We start from the raw sequence: 26543 nt of genomic DNA, 5'->3' as shown, positions 1-26543 counted from the left end.
CTCCAAGCTACGAACCGGACACCGCCCCCACATCCACCGAACGGCCTGTTCGGGGGCCGTACCAGAGGATTACGGGATGACCCTTAGGGGACGGTGTTCCGTTCGGCGACGAGGCCGGGGAGGACCGACAGGTCGTCCAACGTGAAGTCCGCGTCGCGTTCGGCCTCGGGGTCCCGCTGGATGTGGCCCCAGGGGCCGCGGCGCAGGAACGCGGCGCGCATCCCGTACGCGAGGGACGGGCGGACGTCGTTGTCCAGGCGGTCGCCCACGTACAGGACGTGGTCGGGCAGGACGTCGGCGAGCTGCGCGCAGCGTTCGAAGAACTCCGGGGAGGGCTTCTGGACGCCCCACACGTCGGAGATCCCGACGACGTCCACGTCCAGGTCGAGCGCGGCGAACTGCTCGGCGGCCTCGGCCGGCTGGTTGCCCGCGACGCCGACGTACAGGCCCTGCGCCTTGAGCCGGGCGAGGCAGTCGCGGACGTCGGGGTACACGTCGTCCGGCCCGAACCCGTTGGGGACGCCCGCCTCCGCCCGCCGCCTCTCCTCGGCCTCCAGGTCGAAACCGGGCCGGAAGTACTCGAACAGGTCCATGTAGCCGCCGCCGGACGCGAGGACGGCGCCCAGCTTGGTGAGGAACGTGTGCCGGGGCACGCCGAGCCAGTCGGCCCAGCGCCCGTAGATCTCGCCCTCGTTCACCAGGGTCTCGCCGATGTCGAAGAAGACCGCCTGGATCGGGCGCGGGCCTCCGGCCACCGCCGCGCCGCGGGGCATGGGCGTCGCTTCGCCGGACGGCGCGAGCGCGCCGTCCGGCGGGGGCGCGGGCGTCACTCGGCGCCCAGGGTCACCGACTCGCCGGGGGCGAGGCGGCGGAAGTCGGCGCCCACGTCCTTGCCGGCGTTGCCGACGTGCATCTCCATGCCCTTCAGGCCGACCTCGTTGAGCAGCCCGTCGTGGATGACGAAGGCGCGTTCGGGGTGGACCTCGCGCGCGTAGGTGTAGAGCTCCGGGATCTTCATCCAGGGCGCGTTGCCCGGCAGGCAGAGCGTGCGGACGGGCTCGGACGGCACGGTGAGCGCGTCGCCCGGGTGGAACACCTCGCCGTCCACGAGGAAGCCGGTGTTGGGGATCGGCGGGACGTCGGGGTGCAGGATCTCGTGGTCCTCGCCGTAGACGTGCACGTCGAAGCCCGCGACGGTGACCGCGTCGCCGTGCCCGACCTGGTGGACGCGGCCGCCGAGGTCGGCGAGGCTCCCGGCGACGACCCGGGACGTCCAGACCTCCAGCCGCGGGTCGTCCGCCATGGCCTTGCGGAGCGCGTCGGCGTCGAAGTGGTCGAAGTGCTCGTGCGTGACCAGCACCGCGTCGGCTCCGGCGAGGGCGTCCGCCGCCTCGCTGAACGCGCCGGGGTCGATGACGATCGTCCGGTCGTCCTTCTGGAGCCGTACGCAGGAATGTCCGAGTTTGGTGAAGCGCATGGTCCGATGATTTCACGGCGGTACGGGCGGCCGGACGTTCCCCTGCGCACGTTCGGGCAATCATGCCCGGCCGGTCGCTTGCTCGTGCGGATTGGTATAGCCGCAGGCCGGGGGCGCGCGGCCCCGCGCGGCCATTGACCGCCCACCGCGCCGTTGATAGAACACGTTTCACTTTCTGTTCTGGAGGCGGCGATGCCCGTTCCCGACCAGCGCGACCCCGAGACGACCCGCGCGCTCCTCACCGGCTGGCTGGGCCGGAGGCTGCCCGGCGCGCGGATCCCGATGCTGGAGACCCCGAAGACCAGCGGCTTCTCCAGCGAGACCCTGCTGTTCGACGCCGCGTGGACCGACCCGGGCGGCGGCGAGCGGGTGGAGCCGCTCGTGGCGCGGGTCGCGCCCGCGCACTACCAGATCTTCCCCGAGCCGCGCTTCGAGGAGCAGTACCGCCTGATGCGGATCCTCGACGAGCGCACGCCGATCCCCGTCCCGCCGATCCGCTGGTACGAGCCGTCGCCGGACGTGCTCGGCGCCCCGTTCTTCGTGATGGGGCGGATCGAGGGCCGCGTCCCGACCGACATGCCGCCGTACCACATGGACGGCTGGGTGACCGAGGTCCCGCCGGAGGAGCGGGCCGCGATGTGGTGGTCCACGCTGGAGATCGTCGCGCGGCTGCACCGGCTGGACGCGGACGCGCTCGGCCTCGGCTTCCTCGACCAGCCGGAGTGGGGCGCGACGGGCCTGGAGCAGCGGCTCGCGTACTACGAGCACTACCTGCACTGGGCGTACGACGGGCCGCAGGACACGGCGCTGCGCGCGCTGGAATGGCTGCGGGCGCACCGTCCCGAGGAGCCCGGTCCGCCGGCGGTCCTGTGGGGGGACGCCCGGATCGGCAACGTCATCTTCCAGGACGGCGCGCCCGCCGCCGTCCTCGACTGGGAGACGGCCGTGCTCGGCGCGCCGGAGGAGGACCTGGCGTGGTTCCTGTTCCTGGACCGGCACCACTCGGACGGGATCGGGGTGCCGCGCCTGCCCGGGTTCCCGTCCCCCGAGGAGACCGTCGCGCGGTACGAGGCGCTGCTCGGCCGCCCGGTGCGCGACCTGGACTACTACGAGGTGCTGTCGGGCTTCAAGTTCTCGGTGATCATGGCCAGGATCGGGCAGGCCATGATCGACTTCGGCTGGATCGAGCCCGGCGACGCCTTCCCCCACGACAACAACTGCACCCGGCTCCTCGCCCGCATCCTGGGGCCGTCCCGGAGCCCCGCGAACGGAGGGACCGCATGACGCTGTCGCCGCTGGACGACTACCCGATCCACCAGGCCCCGGAGGTGATGCGCCACGTCACCACCTCCGACCGCAACTTCTACGACCGCTACTACTTCAACGTCCACCCGTGCTCGGACGACCTGATGATGATCATCGGGATCGGGCAGTATCCGAACCTCGGCGTGATGGACGCGTTCGCCGTGGTCCGCCGGGGCCCGCTGCACAAGGTCGTCCGCGCGTCCCGCGAACTCGGCGACGACCGGATGGACACCGCGGTCGGGCCGTTCCGGGTGGAGGTCGTCGAGGGCCTGAAGCGGCTGCGGGTCTCGCTGGACGACGCCGGGCACGGGCTCTCGTTCGACCTGGCCTGGGAGGGGACGATCCCGGCGCAGCTCGAACCACCGCACTACCTGCGCTGGCAGGAGCGCGTCGTCTTCGACTCGCGCCGCCTCGCGCAGACCGGCCGCTGGACCGGCTCGATCACCGTCGACGGCGAGCGGATCGAGGTGACCCCGGACCGCTGGTGGGGGTCGCGCGACCGCTCGTGGGGCATCCGCCCGGTCGGCGAGCCGGAGCCGCCCGGCATCCAGGTCAAGAACGCCGGGACGTTCTACTGGATGTACGCGCCGATCCAGTTCGAGGACCACTCGGTGCTCTGCATCGTCCAGGAGGACGAGAAGGGCCGCCGCGTCCTGGAGGAGGCCGTGCGCGTCTGGCCGGACGAGGCGCGCGAGCCCGAGTACCTGGGCCGCCCCGAGTACCGTCCCGACTACGCCGAGGGGACGCGCGACGTGGTCACCGCCACGCTCGCGTTCGCCCCGCCGGGCGGCGAGCCGTTCGCGATCCGCGCGACGCCGATCCTGCCCGTCCACATGATGGTGGGGACCGGGTACGGGCTGGAGCCCGACTGGAAGCACGGCATGTACCAGGGGCCGGAGCTGAAGGTGCAGGGCGTCACGTACGACACGCGCGTCCCTGAGGACGCCGCACGCATGTGGGGGATGGTCGACGCGGTGGGCCGCTACGAGTACCTGGACGGGGCGGCGCCGACGTCCGCCGCCGTGGGCTACGGGCTGTTCGAGTACTGGTCGCTGGGCCCGCACCCGTCGTTCCCGGAGTGAGGCGAAGCACCGCTCTCGCGGGGCGGGCCGTTCAGACGGCGGCGAGGACGACCAGCAGGACGACGACGGCGAACGCGAGCGTGGTGAGGACCGCGAACGCGGCGATCACCGCGCAGGCCAGGCCCTTCGGCTGGTCGCGCCAGCTCCCGTAGTGATCGCGCACTTGCCGGTCCAGCTCCTCGCGGGACGGGGCCGCTCGCCCGTCCGGGTCCTCGGTCGGGGACGTCACGGGCGCCAGTCTCGCAGACCGGCGCCGACGGGGCGCCGCTCTCCGGCCGGACGGCGACGCCGCGACGGCCGCGATGGGGCGCCGGTCCAGGGAAGGACCGGCACCCCGTCGGCGGCCGTCCGGGCGCTCCTGATCGAGCGGGGAGCGGACCAGGCGCGGCCGGGCGCGTCCGCGGACCCGCGCGCCCGCCCCGGCTCGCGCCGGGCCGGGGCCGCCGGGCCCGGGAGCCCTCAGGCTCCGGTGTCCCCTTCGGCGATCGTGAAGGCCACGTCGCCCTGCGGGTCCACCTGCGCGTCGAGGGTCTTGCCGTCGAGGAGCTGGGCGGCCTCGGCCTCCAGGTAGACCCGGGCGCCCTCCTCCTCGACGACCTGGTCGCCGGCCTCGGGGGCCGGCGCGACCGAGAGCCGCAGCGCGTCGGAGCCGTCGACTCCGGACTCGATGCGGATGCCCGTCTCGGGCGGCAGTTCGGGGTTGGCGGTCACGGTTTTTATGACCTGGACGGCACCGCTGGTCAGCGTAAGCATGATCAGCTCCTCACACGTCTCGGTGATAGCGGGTTGGCGTTCGCCCCACCCTCCCCGCGATGAACGTGCGTAAACGCCGGGCGCCGGGAAGTTCCGCGGGGCCGCGGCTCAGCCCGCGTCCGGCGCGAGCGCCCGCACCGCCTCGGCGGGCGACAGGCCGCCGCCGGGGACGATCGCGAGAACGGGCGTGGTCAGGCCGCTGTCGACGTACTCGCGGACGCGGGCGCGGCACCTGTCGGGCGAGCCGTGCACGATCAGGTCGTCCACGACCTCGTCCGGGATGACCTCCAGAGCCTTCTTGCGGTCGCCCGCGGCCCACGCCTCGTTCATCGGGGCGAGCGCGTCGCCGCGGCCGAGCCATTCGTGGAACGCCCGGTAGACCGGCACGGTCATGTACGCGGCGATCATCCAGCGGCCGATGGCGCGCGCCTCGTCCGCGTCGGCGGTGGGGCACACGAACAGCCGGGCGATCAGCTCCGGCCCGTCGCCCAGCTCGCCGCGCACGGTCGGCACGTCCTTCGGCGCGAGCCAGTTGGTGATCGCGCCGTCGGCCTCACGGGCGGCGAGGCGCAGCATCCCGGGCCGCAGCGCGGCGAGCACGATCGGCGGCGGGGACGCGGGCGCCGACTCCAGCTTGAAGCCCTTGACGGCGAACGTGTCGTACTCCTCCTTGACCTTCTCCCCGGCGAGGGCCTTGCGCAGGAAGCGCAGCGTGTCGCGGGTCCGCTTGTACGGCTCGTCGAACGCGACGCCGTTCCAGCGCTGGACGATCGTGTCGGAGGAGGTGCCGATGCCGAGCACGAACCGTCCCGGCGCGAGGTCCGCGACCGTGGCGGCCTGCTGGGCGAGCAGCGCGGGCCCGCGCGTGTAGACGGGCACGATCGCGGGCCCGAGGCGCAGGTCCGGCGCCCACTGCGAGGCGAGGGCGAGCGGGGTGAACGCGTCGGTTCCGTTGGTCTCGGAGGACCAGGCGTCGGTGTAGCCGAGGCCGGGCAGGCTCTCGACGATCTCCCGGTGCTCGGCGAGCGGCAGCCCGGTGAGCGGAATGGTCAGTCCCCAGCGCGACATGCGGTCTCCCTTACGCGATCGAGGGGCGGACGGTGGCGCCGCCGTCCACCACCATGGTCTGCCCGGTCATCCACGACGCGGTGTCGCCCGCGAGGAAGACCGCGGCGTTCGCGATGTCCTCGGGCACGCCGATCCGGCCGAGCGGCATGTACGCGCCGATCTGCTCCTCGTTGTTCTCCCACAGCGCGCGGGCGAGGGCGGTCTTGACCAGGCCGGGCGCGATGGCGTTGACGCGCACCTTCGGCGCCAGCTCCATCGCGAACTGCCGGGAGATGTGGATGACGGCCGACTTGGTGGCGTTGTAGTAGCCGATGCCGTGCTCGGTGACCAGGCCGCCGACGGACGCGATGTTGATGATCGACCCGCCGCGCTCCTTCATGGAGCGGTGCCAGGCGAGGTTCGTCCACTGGACGATCGCGAACTGGTTGACCTGGACGGTCTTGGCGGCGGCGGCGGGCTCGATGTCCACCATCGGGCCGAAGTACGGGTTGGTCCCGGCGTTGTTGACCAGGACGTCCACGCCGCCGAACTCGGCGACGGCGGCGTCCACGCACGCCGCGGCGGCGTCGGCGTCGCCGACGTGCGCGGCCTTGGCGAGGAACCGGACGTCCGGGTACGCCGCGCCGAGCTCCTTGGCCACCTCGTCGAGCGCGTCCTGCCTGCGCGAGGACAGCACGACGTCGGCGCCCTCGGCGGCGAGCCCGGCGGCGATCGCCTTGCCGATCCCCCGGGAGGCGCCCGTGACCAGGGCGGTCTTCCCCTGTAGTCCAGTCCGCATCCGCTCTCACTCCCTCGCGACAGAATCCGGCTCGGTTCACTGTACCCAAGTGACTGACGAGTCAGTTAGCTGCCCCGCCCGGCCCGCCAGCACGAACCGGCGGAACCCCTCCACCACCGGCGGCCGGGTCCGGCCGGCCGCCCACACCAGCCCGATCGTCCGGGTCGCGCGGGGGTCGGCGAGCGCGAGGTGCCGCACGCCGTGCACCACGTCCCCTCGGGCTGCGGCGCGACCACCGCGACGCCGAGGCCCGCCGCGACCAGGCCCCGCACGGTCATCGACTCCTCGCCCTCGAACGCGATGCGCGGCCTGATCCCGGCCCGTTCCGCCAGCTCCTCGAAGTTCGCGCGCAGCCCCGCTCCGCGCCGGAACGCCACGAACGGCTCGTCCGCCACGTCCGCCAGCCCGGCCCGCTTCCGCCCGGCGAGGCGGTGCCCGGCCGGGACGACGAGCTGGAGCCGCTCGGTGACCAGCGGCCGCCAGGTGAGCGCGGGGTCCTCCGGGTCGGGGCTGGTGATCGCGAGGTCGGCGCGCCCCTCGCGCAGCGCCGCGACGAGCCGTTCCGAACGGTCCTGGGTCAGCCGGAACGTGACGCCGGGACGGCCCTCCCGGAACCGGCGGATCAGGTCGGGCACGAACGAGGGCCCTGGGTGTGCAGGAACGCCAGCGACACCTCGCCGCGCTCGGGGTCGGCGGCCTGGGCGAGCGCCCGCCGCGCGGCCTCGTCCTCGGCGACGAGCCTGCGGGCGTGCTCGGCGAACACCGTCCCGTAGCGGCTGAGCGCGACGCCCCGTCCGGCGCGGTCGAACAGCGGCGCGCCGAGCTCGCGCTCCAGCCGGGCGATCGCCCGCGACAGGCCGGGCTGGGAGACCCGCAGCTCGGCTGCGGCGTTCGTCACATGGCCCAGCTCGGCGACCGTGAGGAACCACCGCACCACCGTGAGATCCATGGACTCATGCTGCCACCGCATCGTTTTCCATGCGAACTCTCATTGGACGCATGACAGCGGGCGGCGCAGCCTGGAGGCCATGACGTCCGCCTCGCCCCCCGCCGCCCCCGACACCGCGGATCCGGAGGAACCCGAACGGCACCGGCTCGGCTCGCCCGGCCTGCGCCGCGTCAACCTCGCGCTGTTCGCCGCCGGGCTCACCACGTTCATGTCGCTGTACTGCACGCAGGCGCTGCTGCCCGAGCTGTCGGAGAGCTTCCACGTCTCGCCCGCGCGGGCGAGCCTGCTGGTCTCCCTCGCGACCGGCGCCGTCGCGGTCGCGGTGATCCCGGTCAGCTCCCTGTCGGAACGGTTCGGCCGGACCCGCGTGATGATCGTGTCGTCGGTGGCGTCCGCGCTGATCGGGCTGCTGGTCCCGCTGTGCTCCACGTTCGGGATGCTGGCGGCCGTCCGGACCCTCCAGGGCCTCGCGCTCGCCGGGGTGCCCGCCGTCGCGATGGCCTACCTGGCCGACGAGGTGCACAGGGAGCACCTCGGCGGCGCGATGGGCCGCTACGTCGCGGGGACCGGCATCGGCGGCGTGCTCGGGCGCCTCGTGCCCGGCGTCGTGACCGACGTCGCGGGCTGGCGGTGGGCGCTCGGGGTCACCGCGCTCGTCGCGCTGGCGTTCACGGCCGCGTTCTGGCTGCTCCTGCCGCCGTCGCGCTTCTTCCGCCCGTCCCGGGTGGACTACCGGCCGCTGCTCGGCCACCTGCGCGACCCCGGCCTGCGCCGCCTGTACCTGATCGCGCTCGTCGCGATGGCGGGGTTCGTGACCGTCTACAACTTCATGACCTACCGGCTGCTGGACGCGCCGTTCCACCTGCCGCAGGCCGTCGTGTCGCTGATCGCGGTGATGAACGTCGCGGGCTCGGCCGCGTCCGCCCGCGCCGGGACGCTCGCGGACCGCACCGGCCGCCGCAGGGTGCTGTCCGGCGCGCTGCTGCTGGCCGCCGCCGGGCTGGCCCTCACCCTGCCCTCCTCGCTCCCGCTCGTCGCGGTCGGCCTGCTGGTCTTCACGGTCGGGTTCTTCGCGACGCACTCGGTGGCGAGCGGCTGGGTCGGGCTGCGCGCCTCGGGCGCCCGCGCGCAGGCGTCGGCGCTCTACCTGTTCGCCTACTACCTGGGCAGCAGCGTCGGCGGGACGGCCGGCGGCGTCGCCTACGAGCACGGCCGCTGGGACGGCACCGGCGCCTACGTCCTGCTGCTGCTCGCCGCCGGGCTCGCCGCCGCGCTGACCATGGCCCCTGTCTTGAACGGTCGCTTGGTTGGTAAAGTGCGCCGGGAGTGACCTGACAGGAGGGCCGCGTGAGCACCACCAAGGAACGGCGCCCGGCGATCGAGGGCTGGCACACCGCAGCCTCCGGGGACGTACGCCTGCTCGGCACCCGCTGCGCGGCGTGCGGCACCCCGTACTTCCCGCGCAACGAGCTGGCCTGCCGCAACCCCGGCTGCACGGGCCCGAAGGACGGCTCGGAGCTGGAGGAGTACGCCCTGTCCGGCCGGGGCCGCGTCTGGTCGTACGCCGACGCGCGCTACAAGCCGCCGCCCCCGTACGTCTCGCCCGACCCGTTCGAGCCGTACACGGTCGCCGCCGTCGAGCTGGAGGCCGAGCGCATGGTCGTGCTCGGCCAGATGGTCCCCGGCCTCACCCCGGCGGACCTGGAGGTGGGCATGGAGGTCGAGCTGACCGAGGGCGTCCTGTACGAGGACGACGAGGCCGAGTACACCGTGTGGATGTGGCGGCCGGCGAGCGCGGGCGGAGCGGGCGCATGAGCCGCGACATCGCCGTTCTCGGCTCCGGGATGCACCCGTGGGGCAAGTGGGGCCGCAACTTCGTGGAGTACGGGCTCGCCGCCGCCCGCGAGGCGCTCGCCGACGCGGGCGTGTCCTGGCCGGACGTGCAGTACGTCGCGGGCGCCGACACGATCCGCAACGGCTACCCGGGCTTCATCGCGGGCGCCACGTTCGCCCAGGCGCTCGGCTGGTCGGGCGCGCGCGTGTCCAGCAGCTACGCGGCCTGCGCGTCGGGCGCGCAGGCGATCAACTCGGCCCGCGCGCAGATCCTCGCGGGGCTCTGCGACGTCGCGCTCGTCGTCGGCGCCGACGCCGCGCCGAAGGGCTTCTTCAAGCCGGTCGGCGGCGACCGCCCCGACGACCCGGACTGGCTGCGGTTCCGCCTGCTCGGCGCGACCAACCCGATCTACTTCGCCCTCTACGCCCGCCGCCGCATGGCGGTGCACGGCGCGACGCTGGACGACTTCGCGGCCGTCAAGGTCAAGAACGCCCGGCACGGCCTCGCCAACCCGAATGCCCGGTACCGCAAGGAGGTGACCCTGGACGACGTCCGCGAGTCCGCCGTGGTCGCCGACCCGCTGCGCCTGCTGGACATCTGCGCGACGAGCGACGGCGGCGCGGCCCTGGTGCTCTCCTCGATGGACTTCGCGCGACGGCACGGCGTCGCGGACCCGGTCCGCATCAAGGCGCTGTCCACGGTCACTCCGACGTTCCCGAAGACGGTGCTGGACCTGCCCGACTTCGCGACCGACTCGGCGATGACCGCGCCCGAGCCCGAGCGCCCGTTCCGCTCGGCCATCGCGCACGCCGCGTACGAGGAGGCGGGCCTCGGCCCCGAGGACCTCTCCCTGGCCGAGGTGTACGACCTGTCCACCGCGCTGGAGCTGGACTGGTACGAGGACATCGGCCTGTGCGAGCCCGGCGGCGCCGAGGACCTGCTCCGCTCCGGCGCGACGGCCCTGGGCGGCCGCGTCCCGGTCAACCCCTCCGGCGGCCTGGCGTCGTTCGGCGAGGCGATCCCGGCCCAGGCCATAGCCCAGGTATGCGAACTGACCCGCCAGCTCCAGGGCCGCTCAGAGTCCCGCCAGGTCGCCAACGCCCGCGCTGGCATAGCGGTCAACCAGGGCCTCTTCGGCCACGGCTCCGCCATCATCACCACCCGCTGACCCCACCCAGGGGCCGGGGTCAGCGGTCTGCGGAGCGGGCCACTGAGAGGGCCCAGGCGATGAGGGGGGCCTGGAGGGGCAGGCGGGCGTAGACGGCGGCGCGCAGGGGGAGGGGGCGGCGGCGCCAGTCGCGGGCCATCTTGACGTTGGCCGGGAAGACCGCGACGAACAGGCCCGCGGCGGCGAGGGCGCCCGCCTTGCGGGTGGTGGGCAGGGCGATCGCGGCGGCGCAGGTCAGCTCGGCCAGGCCGCTGAGGTGCGTCCAGGTGCGCGGGCCGCCGGGGAGCCGCGCGGGACGATCGCGTCGAACGGCTTCGGCGCGAGGAAGTGCAGCGTGCCCATCGTGGCGAGCGTGCCGGCGAGCGCGCGGGCCGGGCGCGGGAACCGTCCGGCCGTGGAGAGGCGCGGTGCCTTCGAGTCCGTCATGGGCGGAGTCTGCCATGTCAGACGCTCGATCCAATAGATGTGTGGGCGAGGTCACCGGCCCGTTTCCGTGTCGAACGGCTCCCTGCGGACAGGTGGTGGAGGTCACCACCCGGACGTGGGGGTGCACCGTCCTCTCGGGGTTAGATTTGTACTGACCGGTCAGTTCAAATTCTGAGGGACCGTGATGACGTCCGAGACTCCAGGGACGGCCGCCGCGGCCGGGGGGACCGAAGCGGCCGTCCCTGGGCACGACCGCTCCGGGACGGAGGGGGCCGCCCCGGAGCGGTCCCTTCGCGGGGGCTGCCCGTGCGGGCGCGAGACCTGTCGTTGCGCGGGTCGCGCGGCTGGGTGTTCCAGGGCGTTGACCTGGACGTCCCGGCGGGCGGGCTCGCCGCGGTCGGGGGATCGCCGGTTCGGGGCGTACCGCGCTGCTGCTGGCGCTCGGCGGGCGGATGAGGCCGAGTGGCGGGACGGCCGTGATCGGGACGCACCGGATCCCGCGCGACCTGCGGGCCGTCCAGCGGGTGGCGGCGCTCGGGATCGTGCCGGGCGTGACCGACCTCGACCCGGCGCTGACCGTGGGCGAGCACGTGAGCGAGGCCCTGGACCTGCACGAGGGGCTGCTCGGGCGGTGGCGCGGACGGCGCGGACGCGTCCGCGCGGCGCTCGAACGGGCCGGGATCGGGGGGCTCGACCCGAAGACCCTGGCCGAGGACCTCGCGCCGGACGAGGCGCAACTGCTCGGCGTCGCGCTCGCGCTGGTCGGCGAGCCCGGCCTGCTCCTGCTGGACGACGTGGACGAAGGGCTCCCGTTCGAACGGCAGCGGGAGCTGTGGCGGCGGCTGCGCGCGGTGGCCGACGCGGGCGTGACGGTGGTCGCGTCCTGCCATGACCTCGGACCGGCCGCGGAGTTCGCGGCGCCGGTCCGGCTTCTGGAGGAGGTCCGCCGATGAGGCTTCCCGCACTGGCGTCGGGCGGCCTGGAGCTGCGCCGCTTCCAGCGCAACCGGTTGACGCGGATCGCGCTGGCCGGGCTCGTCCTGCTGCCGCTGCTGTACGCGGGGCTGTACCTGTGGTCGTTCTGGGACCCGTACGCCCGGCTGCGGCACGTCCCGGTCGCGCTGGTGGTGGACGACCAGCCCGCCAAGGCGAACGGCAAGACCGTCCACGCGGGCCGGGACCTCGCCGACGAGCTGAAGAAGCGGCAGGTGTTCGACTGGAAGACGGTGGACGCGGAGAAGGCGGCGGACGGGGTGCGTTCGGGCCGCTACTACATGGCGCTGACGATCCCGTCGGATTTCAGTGCGCGGATCGCGTCGCCCTCAGGGAACGGCACGCCCTCCCCCGCCGGGCTCAAGCTCCAGATGAACGACGCGAACAACTACGTCGTCGGGACGCTCGCGCAGGCCGCGTTCAAGGAGATCGGCAGCGCGGCAGGGAGCAAGGCCGTGCGCGGCTACCTCGACCAGATTTTCGTGTCGTTCGGCAAGCTGCACGGGAAGTTGGGCGAGGCGGCCGATGGGGCGGGCAAGCTCGCGGACGGCTCGGGCCAGGCCGAGGACGGCGCCGGGAAGCTCGCCAAGGGCGCGGACGACGCGAAGGCGGGCGCCGGGAAGCTGAAGGGCGGCATCGACACCGCCCGCGACGGCAGCGGGCGGCTGACGAGCGGGCTGGACGACCTGCGCTCCGGCACCGGCCAGGTCGCGCAGGGCATGCAGCGCCTCACCTCGGTCGTGGACAGGGCGGGCGACACGCTCGTTCCGCTGCTGCGCGAGAACGCGCCGGAGATCCGGCAGGCGGCCCTGGCCGTCGCCCGAGGGGCCGACGCCCTCGCGGACGGCGCGGGGCGGCTCCCGGCGCAGACGTCCGCCGCCGTCACGCGGGCCGAGTCGGCGCGGGCGGAGCTGAAGCGCTACCTCGACGCGCATCCCGAGGTCCCGGCGGACGTCCGCGGCGACCTCACGCGCGCGGCCGGGCAGGTCGTGACCGTCGCCCGCCAGGTGGACGGGTACGTGCGCGGCCACACCGGCGACCTGCGCAAGGTCGCAGCGGACGCCCGCGCGGTCGAGAAGGGCGCGCGCACCATCGCGCGGGCGGCGCCCGGCCTCGCGGGAAAGGTGGCGCAGGCGCGCCGCGACGTGGACCGGCTGAACGCCGGCACGCGCCAGGTCAACGCGGGCGCCGGGAAGCTCCTGGCGGGATCGTCCCAGCTCACCGGAGGGCTCGGCACGCTGTCCGGGGGCGCGGGCGACCTGCGCGACGGGCTCGGGCGGCTGTCGGGCGGCGCGGTGTCCCTGGAGACCGCGCTCGGCCAGCTCTCCGACGGCGGCCGCAAGCTCGCGAACGGCCTGGACGACGGCGTCCGGCAGGTGCCGGACTACGGGTCCAAGGAGCGCGACGCCCGCGCCGGGATGATGAGCGACCCGGTACGGCTCGCGAGCGCGACCGACAACAAGGCCCCCAACTACGGCACGGGCTTCGCCCCGTTCTTCGTGCCGCTCGCCCTCTGGGTCGGCGCGATGATCATCTACATGATGCTGCGCCCGCTGAACCCGCGCGCGCTCGCGGGCACCGCGCCCGGCTGGAGGGTGGCGCTCGCGGGCTGGCTGCCCGCCGTCGCGGTCGGCGCCGGGCAGGTCGGGGTGGTGCTCGCCGTCCTGCACTTCGGGCTCGGGCTCCAGGCGGTGCACTGGCCGGGGCTGGTCGCGTTCCTGGTGCTCGCCGCCGCCGCGTTCCTCGCCGTCGTGCAGTGGGTGAACGCCCGGTTCGGGCCGGTCGGCCGGATCATCGCGCTCGCGCTGCTGATGCTCCAGCTCACCTCCGCCGCCGGGACGTACCCGATCGAGACGAGCCCGGCGTTCTTCCAGGCGATCCGGCCGTACCTGCCGATGCCGTGGGTGGTGGACGCGGTGCGGCACCTGATCGGTGGCGGCGACCTCGCCTCGGTGTGGCAGGGTTGTGCGGTGCTGGCGGCGTTCCTCGCGGGCGGGCTCGCGCTCACCGCGCTCGCCGTCCGGCACAACCGGGTGTGGACGATGAAGCGGCTGCACCCCGCGCTCCAGCTCTGAGCGCGCCGCGACCGTGAGACGAGGGGCGATGGGCCGGACCGCCACCCGGGAGAGGCTGTTCACGGCGGCGATCGAGCTGATCGCCGAGGGCGGGCTCGCCGCGACGACCGTCGACCAGATCGCCGAGCGGGCGGGCGTCGCGAAGGGCACCGTCTACTACAACTTCGGCAGCAAGGCGGCGCTGTTCGCGGCGCTGCTGGAGTACGGCGTCGACCGCCTCGCGACCGCGCTGCGCGACGCCGCGGCCGGCCTGCCGCCGCTCGGCGCGCTGGAGGCGGTGGTGGCCGCCGAGCTGGCGTTCATCGGCGAGCACGAGCCGTTCGCGCGGATCCTCATCGCCGAGACGTGGCGGTCGGGCGGCGACTGGCAGCACGCCGCGCGCCTCATCCGCGAGCGCGCCATCGGCGTGATCGCGGACGTGCTGCGCGACGCGGTCGCGTCCGGCGAGCTGCGCTCCGACCTCGACGTCGGGACGGCCGCGTCGGCGGTCTTCGGCATGGTGCTGACCGTCGCCCTCGACTGGCGGGCCCTCCAGCCGTCCCGCGCCGTGTCGGACGTGCAGGCGACGCTGATGGACCTGCTCAGGGGACGCCTGGTCCCCTGAGCCCGGCGGTCGCAGGGCGCCTGGCGCCCCGGCGCGCCAGCCGGTCAGGGCAGGCGGCGGATCTCCTCGATGACCTGGGGCATCGCCTCGTTGCTGCTGCGCATCCAGTCGAGGATGAAGCCGACCTGCTCGTCGGTGTAGCCGCTGATGCGCTCCTCGAAGACCTGGCCGATCGGCCCGAAGTACTCCCCGAACCGCGCCGCGTTCTCCGGGACGAGCTCGACGATCACGCGCCGCCGGTCGCCCGCGTCGCGGGTGCGCTTGACGTAGCCGGCCTTCTCCAGCCGGTCGATCACGGCGGTGATCGCGCCGCCGGTGGTGATGCCCATGAGCTGGGCGAGCTGGCCCGGCGTCTGCGGGCCGTCCAGGGTCAGCGCGTTGATGCACTGCGAGTCGGTGACGTTCATGCCCGCCTTGCTCGCGGTCGTGTGATGCAGCAGTACCGTGAACATCGTGCTGCGCTGGACCGCCACCTGAAGTTCCCGCACCATCCGCGCGCGCTCCGGGGTCGGCACGCCGCACCTCGCTTCCTTGGGGCCGCCCGCGAGAAACTCTCAACGAGAGCAACTCTTTTCCGGAGACTCTACTCCCCGCCCTCCGGCGGGCCAGGGCCGGCGGACCCGTCGTGTGGCGCACCAGACACCGCTGACCAGGCGATCCGGTCCGGACGGGGCGTAGGATGGTGTTCGTTAGGGCCGCTAACAAGCGCTCCCAGCGGCGGCCCCGGGTCCCACAAGGATCCCGGGGCCCACCCGGCACCGGCAAGACCCGCCCCTCCGGAGGACGGAGCGGCGGGCCGGCGGCGGGCCCCGGCCGGCCCGGACGTCAGGCGGACGCGGAGTCCTCGGCCACCTGCTTGGCCCAGCGGTAGTCGGCCTTGCCCGCGGGCGAGCGCTTCATCTCCTCCACGAACGCGTACGCGCGCGGCACCTTGTAGCCCGACAGCTCCTTGCGGCAGTGGGCGTCCAGCTCCTCCGGGGAGGGCGCCGCCCCGGACGCCGCCGACGCGTCCGCCGGAGCCGCGAGCTGGACGACGGCGGCGACCCGGCTGCCCCAGCGCGGGTCGGGGATGCCGGTCACGACCGCGTCGTAGACGCCCGGATGGCCCTTCAGCACGGCCTCGACCTCTTCCGGGAACACCTTCTCGCCGCCGGTGTTGATCGCCTGCGAGCCGCGCCCGTACACGGCGATCGAGCCGTCCGCCTCGACGGTCGCGATGTCGCCGGTCAGCAGCCAGCGCCGCCCGTCCACCTCGGGGAACGTCCGCGCCGTCTTCTCCGGGTCGTTGTAGTAGCCGCGCGCGATGTGGCCGCTGCGCGCGACCTGGCCGATCACGCCCGAGCCCGGCCGGACGGGCCGGAGCGCGTCGTCCAGCACGGTGACGTTCTCGACGTCGGGCGCGAAGCGCAGGCCCTTCTCCGGCGTCGAGCCCGCGACGGCCTCGGCCGTGGAGCCCGACTCGGTCGAGCCGAACCGGTCCATGATGACCGTGCTCGGCAGCAGCGCCTGGATCCGGTCCCGGACGGCGCCGGTGAAGATCGCGCCGGTCGAGACGTAGGCGAGCAGCGAGGAGGTGTCGTACGACCCGCGCGCCAGCTCCTCGGCCATCGGGATCGCCATCGCGTCGCCGGTGATGGTGAGCGAGTTGACCTTCTCGCGCTCGATCGTCCGCCACACGTCGGCCGCGTCGAACGTGCGCGTGTAGACGACGGTCGCGCCCATCCACCAGGAGATCCACGTGGCCATCTGCGCCGCGCCGTGCATCAGCGGCGCCACCGGCATCATGGTCATCGGCCCGGCCTCGGCGGCGAGGCGGACGACGTCCTCCGGCTTGGCGGGGCGCGGGAACGTCGGGTTCCAGAACGCGAACAGCAGCTGCTCGGTCGACCACATGACGCCCTTCGGCATCCCGGTCGTCCCGCCCGTGTAGATCACGTACGTGTCGTCGCCCGAACGGGGCGCGAAGCCCCGCGTCCCCGGCCGCCCGGCGAGCGCCGCCTCGTACGCGACCGCGCCCGGGATCGCGGGCTCGCCGCCGACCGCGATCAGGTGCCGCAGCTCGGGCGCCTGCTCGGCGGCGGGACGGACCCGTTCCTCGAACTCCACGTCGTACAGCAGCGCGACGGCGTCGGAGTCGCGGTAGAGGTAGACCAGCTCGCTCTCCACGTACCGGTAGTTCACGTTGATCGGAACGGCGCGGATCTTCAGCGCGGCGAGCATCGCCGCCGCGTACTCGATCCCGTTGCAGAGCTGGATCGCGACGTGCCGCCCTGGGCCGACCCCGGCCGACTCCAGGTGGTGGGCGAGGCGGTTGGCGTGCTCGTCCAGCTCGGCGTAGGTGAGCCGCCGGTCGCCGCAGACGAGCGCGACGCGGTCCCCGATCGCGTCCGCGACTCCCTCGAACAGGTCGGCGTGGTTGAACTCCATCGGACGTCCTCCAGGGCCGGGGGGAAGGGGCGGGCGGGGGGTCAGGGCTTGTCGCTGCCGACGACCCACATCGCGAAGAACTGGGCGCCGCCGCCGTACGCGTGGCCGAGCGCGCGCCGCGCCCCGTCCACCTGGTGGTCGCCCGCGAGGCCGCGCACCTGGAGCGCCGCCTCGGCGAAGCGGATCATCCCGGACGCGCCGATCGGGTTGGACGACAGGACTCCGCCGGAGGCGTTCCACGGGATGTCGCCGTCCATCGCGGTCGCGCCCGACTCGGTGAGCTTCCAGCCCTCGCCCTCGCCGCAGAACCCGAGGTTCTCCAGCCACATCGGCTCGTACCAGGAGAACGGCACGTACACCTCGGCGACGTCGAGCTCGCGGCGCGGGTCGGCGATGCCGGCCTGCCGGTACACGTCGGCCGCCGCGTCCTTGCCGCCCTGCGGGTTCACGGTGTCGCGGCCCGCGAAGAAGATCGGCTCGGAGCGCATCGCGGTGCCGTGCACCCAGGCGGGCTTGTTCGGGGCCTTCTTCGCGGCGTCCTCGGACGCGAGCACCATCGCGCACGCGCCGTCGGACGACGGGCAGGTCTCCAGGTAGCGGATCGGCTCCCACAGCATCGGCGTGGACTCGACCATCTCGCGGGAGATCCCGGGGATGCGCAGGTGCGCGTACGGGTTCTTGATCGCGTTCTGCCGGTCCTTGACGGCGACGAGCGTGCCGATGTGGTCGGGCGCGCCGGACCTGCGCATGTACGCGCGGATGTGCGGCGCGAAGTAGCCGCCCGCCCCGACCACGAGCGAGGTGGTGAACGGCCCGGACACGGTGAGGCCCCACGTGGCGTTCGACTCCGACTGCTTCTCCCACGCGATGGTGAGGACGCGGTCGTGCACGCCGCCCTGGACGAGGCTCGCCGCGACGATCGCGGTGGAGCCGCCGACCGATCCCGCGGTGTGCACCCGCATGATCGGCTTGCCGGCGGCGCCGAGCGCGTCGGCGAGGTACGCCTCGGGCATCATCACGCCCTCGAACAGGTCGGGCGCCTTGCCGATGACGACGGCGTCGATGTCCTTCCAGGTCAGCCCCGCGTCGTCGAGCGCGCGCCGCGCCGCCTCGCGCAGCAGCCCGGCCATCGACACGTCCAGCCGCTTGGTCTTGTACGCCGTCTGGCCCACGCCGACGATCGCGCAAGCGTTTCCCATTACTTCTCTCCCGACAGGACGCAGACGAGGTTCTGCTGGAGGCACGGCCCGGCCGTCGCGTGCCCGAGGACCCGCGTCGCCGTGCCGTCGTGGATGCGGGCCGCGGCCTCGCCGATGCGGATCAGGCCGGTCGCCATCACGGGGTTGGCCGACAGGGGCCCGCCGGACGGGTTCACGGCGGTCGCCTCGCCGATCCCGAGCGCCTCGCGCAGGATGAGCTCCTCGTGCGTGAACGCCGCGTGCAGCTCGGCGACCTCGACGCCCGCCGCGCCCGCCTTCTCCCCGGCGATCCGCGCCGACTCCGAGCGCGACAGGTCGCGGGCGCCCGGCGAGTGCGGGTCGCTGCGGTGGTCGATGCCGCGGATCCAGGCGGGCCGTTCGCACAGCTCGCGGGCCTTGTCCCCGGCCGCGAGGACGATCGCCGCCGCGCCGTCGGTGATCGGCGCGATGTCGTACGGGCGCAGCGGCGCGACGTCGTACTCCTCGCCCGCGTCCGGCTCGTCCAGGTGCAGCGCGTACGGGTTGTCGTGCCCGGCCGCCCGCGACCGCGCCGCGACGGCCCGCAGGTCGTCCTCCTTGACCCCGGCGCGGTCCAGGTAGGCGCGGGCCTGGAGCGCGGCCAGCGACACCTGGTCCACGCCGAGCGGCGCCAGGTGGTACGGGTCGAGCTGCGCCGTCGCGATCTCGCGCTGCACGCCCTGCGACGACTTGCCGAACCCGTACACCAGGGCCGTGTCGATCTCGCCGTGCAGCAGCTTGACCCACGCCTCGTACAGCGCCCACGCCGCGTCCATCTCGACGTGGCTCTCCGAGATCGGCGGCCACGCCCCGACGGCGTCCAGCGCGGACACGAACGAGAACGGCGCGCCCGCCAGGTAGTCGTTGGAGCCCGAGCAGGTGAACCCGAACCGCTTCTGCCCGGTCCGCTCCTTGATCTCGGTGATCAGCGGCGCGAGCATCTCGGTCTCCGACAGCCCCGCGTCCGCGCCCGTGTGCTCGGTCTGCACGAACGAGACCACAGCGATCTCTCTGCTCACAGATAGTCCTTGATCTCGTCGAAGGGGACGTCGGGCTCGTCGAGCGGCTCGAACCACCTGATGTTGGCCATGGTCGCCCCCCACTCCTCGCGCGGACGCCACGCGGCCTTGACCCGCATGCCCATCCGGACCTGGTCGGCGGGGATGCCCGCGACGAGCGCGAGCATCGTCAGCCCGGCGCCGTCCAGCAGGATGTAGGCCGACACGAACGGCACCTCGGGCGCGCGCGGGTCGGGCAGGTTGTTCACGGCGAACGTGGTGACGGTGCCGGTGTCGGGGAGCTCGACCTCCTCGGTGGTCGGCACGCCGTCGCGCGGGCACAGCCCCTTCATCGGGACGATGACCTGCCCGCACACGCCGCACCTGTGCCCGATGATGCGGCCCTCGGAGATCCCCTCCAGGAACCGCTCCATCGCCCGGCCGCCCTTGACCCGGTACTCCAGCCGCGTCGGCGCGCTGATCATCGTGACCTCGGGGAGGAAGCACTCGATGTCGCCGACCGCGCCGGTGCGCTCCGCGCGCCACTTCGGCCGCACGCGCATCCCGGTCTTGAGGAGCTTCGGCGGCTTCGCGCCGTTCTCGAAGACCCCGAGGTCGAGGGCGTGCAGCAGCGCGGTGTCGGCGCCGTCCGGCTGGACGAGCGCCCACGCGAACGGCCGGTCGAACGGGTGCCTGCGCCCGGGCGTCGCCACCCACGACCACGTCTTCACCGTTCCCGCCGGGCCGACGGGGACGAACTCGTCCGTCACGTCCTCGCCGGTGTCGGGGTCGTACTCGGTGGGCGGGACGAGCACGCGCCCGTCCCGCGTCCGCACGCCGACCAGGCGGCCGTCGCGCAGCTCGCTCAGGAACCGCCCGATGACCGGCCCGACCGACCGCGTGTACCCGCCCGGGAACTCCAGGACGTGGTTCGGCTCCACGGCCGCGTCCGACGTCGTCTCAGATGGCACTCTCGCGGTCCTTCCAGTAGGGGTCGCGGAGCTTGCGCTTGAGGAGCTTGCCGTTCGGCTCGCGCGGCATCGTGTCGATGAAGTCCACCGTCTTCGGCCACTTCATCTTGGCGAGCCGCCCCTTGAGGGACGCGAGGATCTCCTCGGCCAGCTCCGGGCCGGGCGCGACGCCCTCGGCGGGCTCCACGACCGCCTTGATCTGCTCGCCCCACTCCTCGTCGGGGATGCCGAAGACCGCCACGTCGGCGACCTTCGGATGCAGGGTGATCTCGTTCTCGATCTCGGCCGGGTAGATGTTCGCGCCGCCCGAGATGATCATGTCCGACTTGCGGTCGGACAGGAACAGGAAGCCGTCGGGCGTCAGGTAGCCGATGTCGCCGACGGTGAAGAAGTCCTTGAGCCGGTTCTTCTGCGTCTTCTCCTGGTCGCCCTTGTACTCGAACGAGCTCCCGGCCATCTTCATGTAGATCGTGCCGGGCGTCCCGACCGGGACCTCGTTGCCGTCGTCGTCCACGATGAGCAGCTCGCTGATCGGCCACGCGTTGCCGACCGTGCCGGGGTGCGCGCGCCAGTCCCGCGGGCTCGCGATCGTCCCGCCGCCCTCGGTGGCCGCGTAGTACTCCCAGATGCAGTCGCCCCACCAGTCGAGCATCCGCTGCTTGATCGGCACCGGGCACGGCGCCGCAGCGTGGATCGCCCACTTCATGGACGACACGTCGTACCGCCGCTTCACCTCGTCCGGCAGCGCGAGCAGCCGCTTGAAGTGCGTCGGCACCATGTGCGTGTTGGTGATCTTGTAGTCCTGGATCAGCCGGAGCGTGTCCTCGGCGTCCCACCGGTCGACGTACACGACGGTGTGGCCCATCTGGAGGGCGCTGCCGCCGAACTGGGTGACCGCGGTGTGGTAGTTCGGCGAGGTGATCAGGTGCGCCTGCGGCTCGCGCCCGGCGGGCCGTCCCGGCTGGATCCCGAACATCGACAGCAGGAACGTCATCAGCTCGGCGCTGTCGTCGGGGTCGATCCCGGCGAGCGCGCGCTTGACGCCCTTCGGCCGTCCCGTCGTCCCGGACGTGTAGTGCATGGTGGCGCCGTTGCTGCGGTCGTCCGGCAGGGTGTCCGGCCGACCGTCCACCAGCTCGCCGTACGGGCGGAAGCCCTCGACCGTCCCGAACGCGAACCGCCGGTGCGGCTCCAGCCCCGCCTCGTCGGCGGCCTTGGCCCCCTCGGCGCCGTAGCGCTCGTGGACGAAGAACGCCTTGGCCTCGCTGTCGGCCACGATGTAGCCGATCTCGGGCCCGGTCAGGTGCCAGTTGATCGGCGTGTAGTACCAGCCGGCCTGGAGCGCGGCCAGGTAGAGGACCAGGCCCTCCACGCCGTTCGGGACGAGCCCGCAGACGCCGTCGCCCTTCTGGACGCCGAGGGCGCGCAGCCCGTGGACGAGGCGGTTGGCGCGGGCCAGCAGGTCCCCGGCCGCGTACTCGGTCCCGTCCGGATCGACGGCGGCGATCCACTCGGGATCGGCCTGCGCAAGCCGCCAAAAACCCAACGACCCCATCGGATCTCCCTTGCGTGATCACGGTGAGCACCGTCACACGGCGGCGCCCGGCCACCAAAGTAGATCACGTTCTCGTTTTGAGGCGCAAGACCTGTTGGGACGGCCCGGTCCCTACTAGAATCTGTTCTTGTTTTGCTTAACAGCGTGGCTCTGACCTGGAGGAAGCATGGCCGAGCGCCTGCCGATCAGCACCGAGCACTGCACCGTCGAGCGCGACGGCCACGTCGTGATCGTCACGATGAACCGCCCCGAGGCCCGCAACGCGCTCAGCTCGGCGATGCTCGTCGGCCTCGCCGACGCCTGGACGTACATGTCCGAGACGCCCGAGGTCCGGGTCGGGATCCTGACCGGGGCGGACGGCCAGTTCTGCGCGGGCGCCGACCTGAAGGCCATGGGCACGCCGCCCTCGGACCCCGCCGTCCAGGAGCGGATGGCGAAGATCCCCGACTTCCACTGGAAGGGCCTGCTGCGCGAGGGGCGGCCGACCAAGCCGCTCATCTGCGCGATCGAGGGCTACGCCGTCGCCGGAGGCACCGAACTGCTCGTCGGAACGGACCTGCGCGTCGTCGCCGAGGGCGCCACGCTCGGCCTGTACGAGGCGAAGCGCGGCCTGTTCCCGATGGGCGGCTGCGCGATCCGGCTGCCCCGCCAGATCGGCTACGCCAACGCGATGGACATCCTGCTGACGGCCCGTTCGGTCAGCCCCTCCGAGGCCCTGGCCATGGGCCTGGTCAACAAGGTCGTCCCGGACGGCCGGGCCCTCGCCGCCGCCCGGGAGCTCGCCGACCAGATCGCCGAGTGCGGCCCGCTCGCCGTCCAGGGCATCCTGCGCACCTACCGCGAGACCGAGTGCCTGCCCGAGGCCGAGGCCCTCAAGATCTCCGACGAGATCGGCTGGCCGGTCATCGGCTCCGAGGACGCCAAGGAGGGCTCGAAGGCGTTCAAGGAGAAGCGCCCCGCCGTCTACAAGGGCAGGTAGGGGCTCACCGGACGGCGGGCTCCTTGCCGGACGCCTCCGTCCCGGCTTCCGCGCGTCGGCCGGCGGGGATGAGCGCGGTCGCGACGAGCCCGAGGACGACGAACCCGGCGGCGATGTAGCCGCCGAGGGCGACGCCCCCGGTCATCGCCGACCGCGCCGCCTCGGCCGCGCCCGCCGTCTCGGGCCGCGCGGCCAGCGGCGCGATCGCCGCGCCCGCGCTGTCGGTGACGGCCCGCGCGAGCTGCTCCGACCGTTCCGCCGGGAGCCCGGACGCCGCGAGCCGTTCCTCCAGGTCCGAGCCGAGCGACGTGAAGAACACCGTGGTCAGCACGGCGATGCCGAGCGCGGAGCCGAGCTGCCGGAACGCGCTCTGGATGCCGGATCCCTGCCCGGCGCTGTGATCGGGCACGTCCGCGAGCACCACGTTGGTGACCTGCGCCGTCGCGAACCCGACGCCGACGCCGTACACGAACAGCACGAGCGAGATCGTCCACCACGCGCTGTCGTCGTCCGCGACCAGCGACAGCCCGGCCAGCCCCACCGCCTCCAGCGCCAGCCCGGCGCGCAGGATGCCGAGCGGCGACACCCGCGCGGCCATCCCGAAGCTCGCGCCGCTCGCGACGAAGCTCCCGATCGCGACCGGGACGAGCGCCAGCCCGGCCTGGAGCGCGCTGTAGCCGAGCGTGAACTGGAGCCACAGCGGCAGCACCGCGACGATCCCGAACTCCCCCACCCCGATGATCATCGTGGCGACGTTCCCGTTGCGGAACGACGCGACGGAGAACAGCCGCACGTCCATCAGCGCCTTCCCGGGGTCGCCGCCCCGTGTCAGCGCGAGCTGCCGCAGCGCGAACCCGGCCAGCGCCAGAACGGCCAGCACCAGCGCCACCAGCACCGGCGACGGCCCGCCGGTCCACTCCGCGCCCGGCACGTCGAACGGCTCGACCGTCATGAGCCACCCGTACGTCCGCCCCTCGATCAGCCCGAACGCCAGCAGGCCGAGCCCGGCCACCGACAGCAGCGCCCCGACGACGTCCAGGCGTCCGCGCACCCGGGGCGACGGCGCCAGGAACGCCAGCGCCCCGACGCAGATCAGCACCGCGAGCGGGACGTTGATGCCGAACGCCCAGCGCCACGACGCGTGCTCCGACAGCCACCCGCCGAGCAGCGGCCCGAGCGCGGCGGCGGCGCCGATCGTCGAACCCCACACGGCGAACGCCTGCCCCCGCGCCTTGCCGGTGAACGTGGCGTTCAGCAGCGCCAGCGAGGTCGGCAGGATCATCGCCGCCCCCGCCCCCTGGAGGAACCGCGCGAGAACGAGCAGCCCGCCGCCCGGCGCGACCCCCGCCAGCACGCTCGTCGCCCCGAACACCACCACCCCCGCGACGAACACCCGCCGCGCCCCGAGCATGTCGGAGCACCGGCCGACGACCAGCAGCAGCGCCGCGAACACGATCGCGTACGACTCCTGGATCCACTGCCCCTGCGCCGACGTCACGTCCAGCCCCTCGATGATCGAGGGAATGATCACGTTCACGATCGTGGTGTCCACCACGATCAGCGCGACGCCGAGCGCGATGGCGATCAGCCCCAGCCACCGCCGGACCGACTCACTGCCCACGAGATACCTCCACCATAAAGTAACTTCACGATGAAGGTAGTTAGCGACCGGTAGGTTGTCAAAGCCGAACGGAGGGAGGGCCCATGAAGGAAGAGCCACGCGACATCGCGACGCAGCGCATACGGCTGATGGACGGCCTCAGGGCCTTCGGCGGCACCTACAACGAGTTCGGCCGCCGCTTCGCCGCCTGGCTCGGCGTGCACTCCACCGACGCCGTCGCCCTCGTGGAGATCTTCTACGCGGAGGAGCGCGGCGCGCCGCTCTCCCCCGCCAGGCTCAGCGAGCGCATCTCGCTCTCATCGGGCGCCACGACCGCCCTGCTGAACCGCCTCGAACAGGCGGGCCACATCGTCCGCACCCGCGAGCACGCCGACCGCCGCATCATCACCCTGCACAGCAGCCCGGGCACGCAGAAACTGGGCGCCGAGTTCTTCACGCCCCTGTCCGCCCGCCTGGACGCCATGCTCGCGGACTACCCGCCCGAACTGCTCCAGCGCTACGAGTCGTTCCTCGCCGACCTGAACGCCAGCCTGAACGAACAGCTCTCCGAGCCGGACCCGCCTACCCCAGCTCCCCGCCCTTGATCCGCCCCACCAACTCCGCAAACCCGGCCGCGGTCACATGCAGATGCCCACCGTCAGGGTCCTTGGAATCCCGAACCCCCACCACACCCGCCAACTCCGCAACCTCGACGCACGTACTGCTGCCCTCAGACCCGGACCGACTCGACTTCCGCCACAACGCAGCCACTTCGACACACGTGCTGCTGCCTTCTTCGCCGGAGTAACTGGACTTCCGCCACAGCGCAGCAAGCTGGACGCAGTCGCTGCTACCTTCCTGCCCCGAGTAGCTGGACTTCCGCCATTGGGGGGTGAAGTGGTTCACAGCTCCTCCATTATCGATCGGATCAGCCGCTCGGACTCGGGCGCGGACAGAGCCTCGCTCTGAATCTCATCGAACCTTACTGCCATACGTTGGACAATAGCTGGACGCTCTACCACACGCCCCTGCCCCAACGCTGCCTCGACGTACCCAAGATCCGCTCCTTCCGCGAACCTGAGGAGGGCGAAGGGCCCGGAGACGTAGACGGGAGCGCCCACGGGAACCGCCTGGATCTTGACCTTCGGGCGCCGTCCAAGCTCGATGAGATGTTCGAGCTGCTCTCTGGTCACCTCTACACCACCCACGATTTCACGCAGCACGGCCTCTCTGATCAGAGCAACGATGAACGGTGGCTCGTCCCGCTCCAGAATGTCCTGCCTTCCTAGGCGGACCGCGACCATCTCTTGAAGCTGTTCTTCCCGCTGTCCCGCCTTGAGGGCCTCGCGCAAGTAAGCCTTCGTTTGGAACAAACCTGGCACCATGAGCGGCTCGTAGACATGCACTGACGCGGCTTGGTCCTCCTGTTTGGCGTAGCCACGGAAATTTGGTGTGAGCTCGGATTCCCTGAGAATGGCGTAGTACTGGTCCTCGAAGAAGTCGGAGCCGAAGAGGCGGTCGAGCTTCACGCTCACGTCCAGGCCGGGGAGACGCCAAAGGTTCTCGATGGCGGAGATGAGCTTGCCGGAGACGTTGCAGGCGGCGCCCACCTGCGCCTGGCTGAGCCGGTCCCGCTCGCGGTAGCGCCGCATCTTGTGCGCGAAGAGCGAGAACGCGCTCGAACGGGGGTCGAAATCACGGGAATCGTCCTGGCTCTTGGGAGGCATCGTCGGCTCCTTACATCTACGGGGAACCGGTATCCGTCGGCGTACTTCCGGACCCGGGACCAGCGCGTTCACAGTTGAGGGTGTTCACGGAAAGCAACGAGACGATCACACAGGAGTCCCCGCGATGACCCGCAGCACGTCCCGAATCAGCGCCCGCGTCCCCGACTCGCCGCAGGAGGAGGCGCGGCTGGCTCGCCGCGTACGGCTCCTGGCCCTGGCCGGCGCGCTGGACGATCTCGGGCTCCGTGCACGCCTCGCGGAGTACGTCCTCAAGCCCACCCTCCTTCGCTGCTGGAACCCGGACATGATGAGCCAGACGCTGCTCGTCGTCTGCGAGCGGTCCAAGACCACGGGCCGCTGGGAATTCCGCCACCACCCCGGCAACCGCACGTTCGCCGACGCCGAGAACGTCACCGAACCCGCCCACGCCCGCGAGGCGGCCGAGATCCTCGCCCCGACGCTTCTCAACCCCTGATCCGCCGGGCCCCGGGGAACGACCGGGCCGCCTCCGAAGTCGCCCCCGAAGAGGCGTCCCCGAGGGGAGCCCCCCGGGGCCCG

Annotated in this window: 29 protein-coding genes; 11 read left to right on the top strand and 18 right to left on the bottom strand. The window is 72.7% G+C overall.

Annotated features, from left to right (window positions below):
- Positions 1 to 83: 83 nt before the first annotated feature.
- Together GEV43_RS20805 and GEV43_RS20800 are read right to left on the bottom strand one after the other, a co-directional pair.
- Positions 84 to 830, bottom strand: a complete 747-nt coding sequence (locus GEV43_RS20805) for an HAD family hydrolase (RefSeq protein WP_309239748.1) — start codon at positions 828 to 830, stop codon at positions 84 to 86.
- Positions 827 to 1477, bottom strand: coding sequence for an MBL fold metallo-hydrolase (locus GEV43_RS20800; RefSeq protein ID WP_160822095.1), 651 nt, complete (start codon positions 1475 to 1477; stop codon positions 827 to 829). Before GEV43_RS20800 ends, GEV43_RS20805 begins: the two co-directional genes overlap by 4 nt.
- 192 nt (positions 1478 to 1669) lie before the next feature.
- Between GEV43_RS20800 and GEV43_RS20795 the strand changes: the two genes are divergently transcribed.
- Positions 1670 to 2761, top strand: a complete 1092-nt coding sequence (locus GEV43_RS20795; protein WP_160822094.1) for a phosphotransferase family protein — start codon at positions 1670 to 1672, stop codon at positions 2759 to 2761.
- Positions 2758 to 3864, top strand: coding sequence for a hypothetical protein (locus GEV43_RS20790; protein ID WP_160822093.1), 1107 nt, complete (start codon positions 2758 to 2760; stop codon positions 3862 to 3864). Before GEV43_RS20795 ends, GEV43_RS20790 begins: the two co-directional genes overlap by 4 nt.
- Before the next feature lie 31 nt (positions 3865 to 3895).
- Here GEV43_RS20790 and GEV43_RS20785 read toward each other — a convergent pair whose 3' ends face one another.
- The 6 genes from GEV43_RS20785 to GEV43_RS48165 all read right to left on the bottom strand — a co-directional run bounded on the left by GEV43_RS20785 (position 3896) and on the right by GEV43_RS48165 (position 7412).
- Positions 3896 to 4093, bottom strand: a complete 198-nt coding sequence (locus GEV43_RS20785) for a hypothetical protein (RefSeq protein WP_160822092.1) — start codon at positions 4091 to 4093, stop codon at positions 3896 to 3898.
- A 230-nt stretch (positions 4094 to 4323) separates the two neighbouring features.
- Positions 4324 to 4617 carry a Fe-S cluster assembly protein HesB gene (locus GEV43_RS20780; RefSeq protein ID WP_160822091.1) on the bottom strand — a complete coding sequence of 98 codons (294 nt, stop codon included), beginning with the start codon at positions 4615 to 4617 and terminating at the stop codon, positions 4324 to 4326.
- A gap of 108 nt (positions 4618 to 4725) precedes the next feature.
- Entirely contained in the window at positions 4726 to 5685 is a 960-nt protein-coding gene (locus GEV43_RS20775) for an LLM class F420-dependent oxidoreductase (protein WP_160822090.1), read from the bottom strand.
- Between the two features lie 10 nt (positions 5686 to 5695).
- The gene (locus GEV43_RS20770; protein ID WP_160822089.1) at positions 5696 to 6463 is read right to left on the bottom strand and encodes an SDR family oxidoreductase; all 768 of its coding nucleotides are present in this window, start codon (positions 6461 to 6463) and stop codon (positions 5696 to 5698) included.
- Positions 6464 to 6528: 65 nt separating this feature from the next.
- The gene (locus GEV43_RS48170) at positions 6529 to 7098 is read right to left on the bottom strand and encodes a LysR substrate-binding domain-containing protein (RefSeq protein ID WP_206681224.1); all 570 of its coding nucleotides are present in this window, start codon (positions 7096 to 7098) and stop codon (positions 6529 to 6531) included.
- Positions 7086 to 7412, bottom strand: coding sequence for a LysR family transcriptional regulator (locus GEV43_RS48165; protein ID WP_206681223.1), 327 nt, complete (start codon positions 7410 to 7412; stop codon positions 7086 to 7088). Before GEV43_RS48165 ends, GEV43_RS48170 begins: the two co-directional genes overlap by 13 nt.
- A 79-nt stretch (positions 7413 to 7491) precedes the next feature.
- Between GEV43_RS48165 and GEV43_RS20760 the strand changes: the two genes are divergently transcribed.
- From GEV43_RS20760 to GEV43_RS20750, 3 genes are read left to right on the top strand one after another with little or no spacing between them, the layout of a single operon-like run.
- On the top strand, positions 7492 to 8742 hold the full coding sequence (locus GEV43_RS20760; RefSeq protein ID WP_160822088.1) for an MFS transporter: 1251 nt from the start codon (positions 7492 to 7494) through the stop codon (positions 8740 to 8742).
- A 17-nt stretch (positions 8743 to 8759) separates the two neighbouring features.
- Positions 8760 to 9227 (top strand): OB-fold domain-containing protein, encoded by a 468-nt coding sequence (locus tag GEV43_RS20755; protein ID WP_309239747.1) that lies wholly within the window; start codon positions 8760 to 8762, stop codon positions 9225 to 9227.
- On the top strand, positions 9224 to 10414 hold the full coding sequence (locus GEV43_RS20750; protein WP_160822087.1) for a lipid-transfer protein: 1191 nt from the start codon (positions 9224 to 9226) through the stop codon (positions 10412 to 10414). Before GEV43_RS20755 ends, GEV43_RS20750 begins: the two co-directional genes overlap by 4 nt.
- Before the next feature lie 234 nt (positions 10415 to 10648).
- Here the strand turns inward: GEV43_RS20750 and GEV43_RS50625 are convergent, their stop codons facing one another.
- The gene (locus GEV43_RS50625) at positions 10649 to 10840 is read right to left on the bottom strand and encodes a hypothetical protein (protein ID WP_241682984.1); all 192 of its coding nucleotides are present in this window, start codon (positions 10838 to 10840) and stop codon (positions 10649 to 10651) included.
- A gap of 452 nt (positions 10841 to 11292) precedes the next feature.
- On the opposite strand from GEV43_RS50625, the gene GEV43_RS20740 reads away from it, so the two are divergent.
- Genes GEV43_RS20740 through GEV43_RS20730 form a run of 3 tightly spaced genes read left to right on the top strand, consistent with a single transcriptional unit; the run spans position 11293 to position 14511 of the window.
- On the top strand, positions 11293 to 11793 hold the full coding sequence (locus GEV43_RS20740; protein WP_241682983.1) for an ABC transporter ATP-binding protein: 501 nt from the start codon (positions 11293 to 11295) through the stop codon (positions 11791 to 11793).
- Entirely contained in the window at positions 11790 to 13907 is a 2118-nt protein-coding gene (locus tag GEV43_RS20735; protein ID WP_160822086.1) for a YhgE/Pip domain-containing protein, read from the top strand. The genes GEV43_RS20740 and GEV43_RS20735 overlap by 4 nt, the downstream gene beginning before the upstream one ends.
- A 28-nt stretch (positions 13908 to 13935) precedes the next feature.
- Positions 13936 to 14511 carry a TetR/AcrR family transcriptional regulator gene (locus GEV43_RS20730; protein WP_160822085.1) on the top strand — a complete coding sequence of 192 codons (576 nt, stop codon included), beginning with the start codon at positions 13936 to 13938 and terminating at the stop codon, positions 14509 to 14511.
- A gap of 44 nt (positions 14512 to 14555) precedes the next feature.
- On the opposite strand, the gene GEV43_RS20725 is transcribed toward GEV43_RS20730, so the two are convergent.
- The 6 genes from GEV43_RS20725 to GEV43_RS20700 form a co-directional block, all read right to left on the bottom strand.
- A complete protein-coding gene (locus tag GEV43_RS20725) occupies positions 14556 to 15026 on the bottom strand; it encodes a MarR family transcriptional regulator (protein WP_160822084.1) in 471 nt (156 codons plus the stop codon).
- A gap of 310 nt (positions 15027 to 15336) precedes the next feature.
- Positions 15337 to 16938, bottom strand: coding sequence for an acyl-CoA synthetase (locus GEV43_RS20720; protein WP_160822083.1), 1602 nt, complete (start codon positions 16936 to 16938; stop codon positions 15337 to 15339).
- A gap of 41 nt (positions 16939 to 16979) precedes the next feature.
- Positions 16980 to 18137: a thiolase domain-containing protein gene (locus tag GEV43_RS20715; RefSeq protein ID WP_160822082.1), complete on the bottom strand. Its 1158-nt coding sequence runs from the start codon at positions 18135 to 18137 to the stop codon at positions 16980 to 16982.
- Complete coding sequence (locus GEV43_RS20710) at positions 18137 to 19174, bottom strand: thiolase domain-containing protein (protein ID WP_160822081.1); 1038 nt, start codon at positions 19172 to 19174, stop codon at positions 18137 to 18139. The genes GEV43_RS20715 and GEV43_RS20710 overlap by 1 nt, the downstream gene beginning before the upstream one ends.
- Positions 19171 to 20124: an OB-fold domain-containing protein gene (locus GEV43_RS20705; protein ID WP_309239746.1), complete on the bottom strand. Its 954-nt coding sequence runs from the start codon at positions 20122 to 20124 to the stop codon at positions 19171 to 19173. The genes GEV43_RS20710 and GEV43_RS20705 overlap by 4 nt, the downstream gene beginning before the upstream one ends.
- Complete coding sequence (locus GEV43_RS20700; protein WP_160822080.1) at positions 20114 to 21679, bottom strand: acyl-CoA synthetase; 1566 nt, start codon at positions 21677 to 21679, stop codon at positions 20114 to 20116. Before GEV43_RS20700 ends, GEV43_RS20705 begins: the two co-directional genes overlap by 11 nt.
- Positions 21680 to 21845: 166 nt before the next feature.
- On the opposite strand from GEV43_RS20700, the gene GEV43_RS20695 reads away from it, so the two are divergent.
- The gene (locus GEV43_RS20695) at positions 21846 to 22658 is read left to right on the top strand and encodes a crotonase/enoyl-CoA hydratase family protein (protein WP_160822079.1); all 813 of its coding nucleotides are present in this window, start codon (positions 21846 to 21848) and stop codon (positions 22656 to 22658) included.
- Between the two features lie 4 nt (positions 22659 to 22662).
- Here GEV43_RS20695 and GEV43_RS20690 read toward each other — a convergent pair whose 3' ends face one another.
- On the bottom strand, positions 22663 to 24279 hold the full coding sequence (locus tag GEV43_RS20690) for a DHA2 family efflux MFS transporter permease subunit (protein ID WP_309239745.1): 1617 nt from the start codon (positions 24277 to 24279) through the stop codon (positions 22663 to 22665).
- An 83-nt stretch (positions 24280 to 24362) separates the two neighbouring features.
- On the opposite strand from GEV43_RS20690, the gene GEV43_RS20685 reads away from it, so the two are divergent.
- Positions 24363 to 24863 carry a MarR family winged helix-turn-helix transcriptional regulator gene (locus GEV43_RS20685; protein ID WP_160822078.1) on the top strand — a complete coding sequence of 167 codons (501 nt, stop codon included), beginning with the start codon at positions 24363 to 24365 and terminating at the stop codon, positions 24861 to 24863.
- On the opposite strand, the gene GEV43_RS20680 is transcribed toward GEV43_RS20685, so the two are convergent.
- The gene (locus tag GEV43_RS20680) at positions 24841 to 25164 is read right to left on the bottom strand and encodes a DUF397 domain-containing protein (RefSeq protein WP_160822077.1); all 324 of its coding nucleotides are present in this window, start codon (positions 25162 to 25164) and stop codon (positions 24841 to 24843) included. The two genes, GEV43_RS20685 and GEV43_RS20680, sit on opposite strands and share 23 nt — an antisense overlap.
- On the bottom strand, positions 25161 to 25985 hold the full coding sequence (locus GEV43_RS20675) for a helix-turn-helix transcriptional regulator (protein WP_160822076.1): 825 nt from the start codon (positions 25983 to 25985) through the stop codon (positions 25161 to 25163). Before GEV43_RS20675 ends, GEV43_RS20680 begins: the two co-directional genes overlap by 4 nt.
- Positions 25986 to 26109: 124 nt before the next feature.
- Between GEV43_RS20675 and GEV43_RS20670 the strand changes: the two genes are divergently transcribed.
- Positions 26110 to 26460 carry a hypothetical protein gene (locus tag GEV43_RS20670; protein WP_160822075.1) on the top strand — a complete coding sequence of 117 codons (351 nt, stop codon included), beginning with the start codon at positions 26110 to 26112 and terminating at the stop codon, positions 26458 to 26460.
- The last annotated feature ends 83 nt before the right edge of the window (positions 26461 to 26543 follow it).

This window comes from Actinomadura sp. J1-007, from assembly GCF_009793335.1.
GTDB classification, from domain to species: domain Bacteria; phylum Actinomycetota; class Actinomycetes; order Streptosporangiales; family Streptosporangiaceae; genus Spirillospora; species Spirillospora yumaensis.
This window is presented reverse-complemented; position numbering and strand designations above follow the sequence as displayed.